The organism is Paenibacillus darwinianus (assembly GCF_000598065.1).
GTDB lineage: Bacteria > Bacillota > Bacilli > Paenibacillales > Paenibacillaceae > Paenibacillus_I > Paenibacillus_I darwinianus.
Genome location: NZ_KK082183.1, coordinates 1 through 3,687, shown reverse-complemented (window position 1 = coordinate 3,687; position 3,687 = coordinate 1). Strand labels below are relative to the sequence as shown.

Genomic DNA, 3,687 nt, shown 5'->3' with positions numbered 1-3,687 from the left:
GTTGAAGCCGCCGCGTCCGGAGCTGCCGGAGCCGACGCGGCGGCTCAGCGCGTCTATTCCTCCGGGGTGCGCAGCGTCGAAGCGACGGCCGAGCGCAGCAGCACGCCGCAAAGCGTGATCGAGACGCTTCGGACGAGCAAGGATCCGCTCCCCGTGCGGCTGCGCCGCATCTATCTGTGCGGGGAGGAAACCCGGTCGCTTGGTGTGATAAGCGCAAAGCGGACGATCTCGCTGCTGCAGGAGCACCCCGGCTGGACTGCGGTGATGGATCCGGACGGAACGGTGGCGCTTGAAGAGAGGATCGACGATCTGTCGCCGGCGTGCAAGGAAAGCGCCGTGTTCGGCGTCGACAAGGAAGGCAATCTGTCTCTATTTGACGGCCCGCCGGAGCGGAACAAGGTGCTGCGGACGTTTTTTCAGCTGGATGTGACTTATATGGAGAGCAGTCTCCCGCCGGGCCGGATCGATGCGCTGGAGCGGGGAATTCGCGTGACGGATGTCGACGAGTTCAACAGCGTGCTGTCGTCGTTCGCCGATTATGCGCTTGAGGAAAGCCGGAAGGTCATGAAGCCGACATTTTGACGCCCCGTCGCGGGCGTCTTGTTTTTTGCCCGCGTAACGGCAGCATGGATCGCGGATCTTTTGAACGCCGTGTTCTCATCGGTGCGAACATTTGGTATAATGGGTGGAAGCTGACAAGCACTCGGGTTAGGCGGGGAGAGGAAACACTTTGCGGGTATTGGGGATTGACCCGGGCATTGCCATTGTCGGGTTCGGATTTATCGACAAAATCGGGAGCCGGCTGGTTCCCGTGCAATACGGCTCCGTCGAGACGGTCGCCGGCACGTCGCATCCGACGCGGCTGATGCAGGTGTACGAGTCGATCGGAGCGCTCATGGACAAATACAAACCGGACGCCGTGGCGGTGGAGAAGCTTTTTTTCAACCGCAATGTGACGACGGCTTTTACCGTCGGCGAGGCGCGGGGCGTCATCGTGCTGGCCGCCGTCCAGCGGGGGCTGCCCGTGGCGGAGTACACGCCGATGCAGGTGAAGCAGGCCATTGTCGGCTACGGCAAGGCGGAGAAGCGCCAGGTGCAGGAAATGACCAAAATGTTCCTGAAGCTGTCCGCGGTGCCGAAACCGGACGATGTGGCGGATGCCCTTGCGATCGGTATTTGCCACGCCCATTCGGCGGTGCTGCTGGATAAAATGAACGGAGTGACGCGTCGATGATCGATTATGTGAAAGGAAGGGTTGTACATATTGAGACCGAGTACGTTGTCCTGGACGTACGCGATATCGGCTATCGGGTGTTCACCCCGAATCCGTATGCGCTCGCAGGCTCGGATGAGCCGGTAACGGTCTACACGCACCACCATGTGCGGGAGGACGCGACACTGCTGTTCGGCTTCGGCACGAGGGAGGAGCAAAAGCTGTTCCGCAAGCTGCTGGACGTGTCCGGCATCGGCCCGCGGGTGGCGCTCGGCGTGCTCGCCGGGGCCAAGCCGGAGTCGGTCATCGCCGCGATCCAGCAGGAGAATGTGGCGTTCCTGACGAAGCTGCCGGGCATTGGCCGCAAGACGGCACAGCGTATGATTCTCGATCTGAAGGATAAAATGGACGCGATCGCCGGCAGCCTGGTGGCCGCCGCGGGTCTTGAATACGAGACGGCGGCCGTATCCGGCGGCGAGGGAGCGGGAACCGCTTGGCCGGAAGCGCGCGAGGCGCTGGCCGCGCTCGGGTACACGGCGGCCGAGCTGGACCGGGCATGGCAGGGACTCGGCCGGAAGGCGGAGCCGGACGAAACGGTCGACGCCCTGATGAAGCGGGCGCTGCAGCAGCTGTTTAAAGGTTGACGGGAGGGAGCAACGAAATGGACGACAGAATCATATCCGCCAACCTGATGATGGAGGATCAAGCGGTGGAGCTGAGCCTCCGTCCCCGTTACCTGGCCGAGTATATCGGCCAGTCGCAAGTGAAGGAGAACCTGAAGGTTTATATCGAAGCGGCCAAAATGCGCAAGGAGGCGCTTGATCACGTGCTGCTGTACGGTCCGCCCGGCCTTGGAAAGACGACGCTGTCGACCATCATTGCCAATGAGCTGGGCGTCAATATGCGGACCACGTCCGGACCCGCTATCGAGCGGCCGGGAGATTTGGCGGCCATATTGACGAATCTGCAAGAAGGCGACGTCCTGTTCATTGACGAGATTCACCGGCTTCATCGGACGGTGGAGGAGGTGCTGTACCCGGCGATGGAGGATTTTGCGCTCGATATTATGATCGGCAAAGGGCCAAGCGCGCGCTCTGTGCGGCTGGACCTTCCCCCCTTCACGCTCATCGGCGCGACAACGCGCGCCGGTCTGCTGTCCGCCCCCCTGCGGGACCGGTTCGGCGTCGTCAGTCGGCTGGAATTTTACAAGGTCGACGAGCTGGCGTTCATCGTTTCGCGCGCGGCCGACATTCTGAACGTCAGCTTGATCGGCGAAGCGGCAGAGGAAATCGCGATGCGTTCGCGGGGAACACCGCGTATCGCCAATCGCCTGCTCAAGCGGGTCAGGGATTTCGCGCAGGTGCGCGGCGACGGCATGATCACCTATGAGCTGGCCAAGCATGCGTTGGAGCTGATCGCGGTCGATCCGATGGGATTGGACCAGATCGATCACAAAATGCTCCGTGCGATGATATCGAATTTCCAAGGCGGTCCGGTCGGCGTCGATACGATCGCCGCCACGATCGGGGAGGAAGGCCAGACGATCGAGGATGTGTACGAGCCGTATTTAATGCAAATCGGGTTTCTGCAGCGTACGCCGCGCGGCCGGGTCGTGACGCCTCAAGCTTATCGTCATCTGGGCTTGCCGGTTCCTCCGGAACGCAGAGGCAGCGAGCCGGAACACAAGTCATTCTAATTGCGCCTATACCTTTGAGATAGCGCCGGCCTACGCGCCGGCATCCGAAAGGAGAGACCGATGGCAGGTGCAAAACGCGGGCCGATCGAGACGCTTTATGTGGTGTACGACGCATATTGCATCTTGTGCACGGGAACGGTCAAACGGCTGCAAGCGTTCAAGCCTAAGCGGGCCGAGCTTATATATGTTACGCTGCAATCACTGGCCGATGGCGGCGCGCCGGATATCCCGGGGCGGGACAATCTCGATCAGCAAACGCTGTACGCCAAGCTTCACGTCGTCGACCGGGACGGGCGCCTATTTGCCGGAGCGGACGGCGTTGTCCGGATTATGCACGTGCTGCCGGGATTCCGGCTTGTCGCCTGGCTGTACCGGATTCCGGGGATGCGCAGAGCTGCGGACAGATTGTATCGCCTTATCGCGAACCGGCGTTACGACTGGTTCGGCAAAACCGACGAAGGCTGCGCGGACGGCGCCTGTAGGCTGCCGGAGCGGTCGGCTTCGGAACGGGAGGATCCTATTAGATGAGTGAATTAATGCGGACAAGCGCAGGCCGCCGTCTTCGGCAGCTTGCGTCCGTTCGGCGGATGAAACGATTTGCCGCCTTATCCATTGTTTTGGCCGTTGTCATAACAGCCGTTACGCCGTGGTCGTCTTACGGAGCGGTGCCCAGCCTCGACAGTATTCGGGTAGCGATTTTCCTCGAGCTGCCGGGCAAATACAGGTTGAACACGCCGGCGGCAACATTCGCATCCGCTGGCGGGTTGGCTATCGGCTT

General features: G+C 61.4%; 6 protein-coding genes. All 6 read left to right on the top strand.

Going from position 1 to position 3,687, the window contains the following annotated elements; translation table 11 throughout:
* A partial coding sequence (locus tag BG52_RS11670; RefSeq protein ID WP_190287531.1) for a BofC C-terminal domain-containing protein occupies nucleotides 1-582 on the top strand: 582 nt, incomplete at its 5' end.
* A 148-nt stretch (nucleotides 583-730) separates the two neighbouring features.
* Nucleotides 731-1,234, top strand: a complete 504-nt coding sequence (gene ruvC, locus BG52_RS11665) for a crossover junction endodeoxyribonuclease RuvC (RefSeq protein ID WP_036585229.1) — start codon at nucleotides 731-733, stop codon at nucleotides 1,232-1,234.
* Nucleotides 1,231-1,857 carry a Holliday junction branch migration protein RuvA gene (gene ruvA / locus BG52_RS11660; RefSeq protein WP_036585231.1) on the top strand — a complete coding sequence of 209 codons (627 nt, stop codon included), beginning with the start codon at nucleotides 1,231-1,233 and terminating at the stop codon, nucleotides 1,855-1,857. The genes ruvC and ruvA overlap by 4 nt, the downstream gene beginning before the upstream one ends.
* Nucleotides 1,858-1,874: 17 nt before the next feature.
* Nucleotides 1,875-2,909 (top strand): Holliday junction branch migration DNA helicase RuvB, encoded by a 1,035-nt coding sequence (ruvB, locus tag BG52_RS11655; RefSeq protein WP_036585233.1) that lies wholly within the window; start codon nucleotides 1,875-1,877, stop codon nucleotides 2,907-2,909.
* 60 nt (nucleotides 2,910-2,969) lie between these two features.
* Complete coding sequence (locus BG52_RS11650; protein ID WP_036585234.1) at nucleotides 2,970-3,437, top strand: thiol-disulfide oxidoreductase DCC family protein; 468 nt, start codon at nucleotides 2,970-2,972, stop codon at nucleotides 3,435-3,437.
* Nucleotides 3,434-3,687, top strand: a 254-nt coding sequence (locus BG52_RS11645; protein WP_036667306.1) for a hypothetical protein, incomplete at its 3' end; no start/stop codon positions are given. The genes BG52_RS11650 and BG52_RS11645, both read left to right, overlap by 4 nt.

Excerpts from the sequence above, each read along its gene's own strand:
- ruvA (WP_036585231.1), top strand. The coding sequence starts at position 1,231 with ATGATCGATTATGTGAAAGGAAGGGTTGTACATATTGAGACCGAGTAC.
- ruvB (WP_036585233.1), top strand. The coding sequence starts at position 1,875 with ATGGACGACAGAATCATATCCGCCAACCTGATGATGGAGGATCAAGCG.
- BG52_RS11650 (WP_036585234.1), top strand. The coding sequence starts at position 2,970 with ATGGCAGGTGCAAAACGCGGGCCGATCGAGACGCTTTATGTGGTGTAC.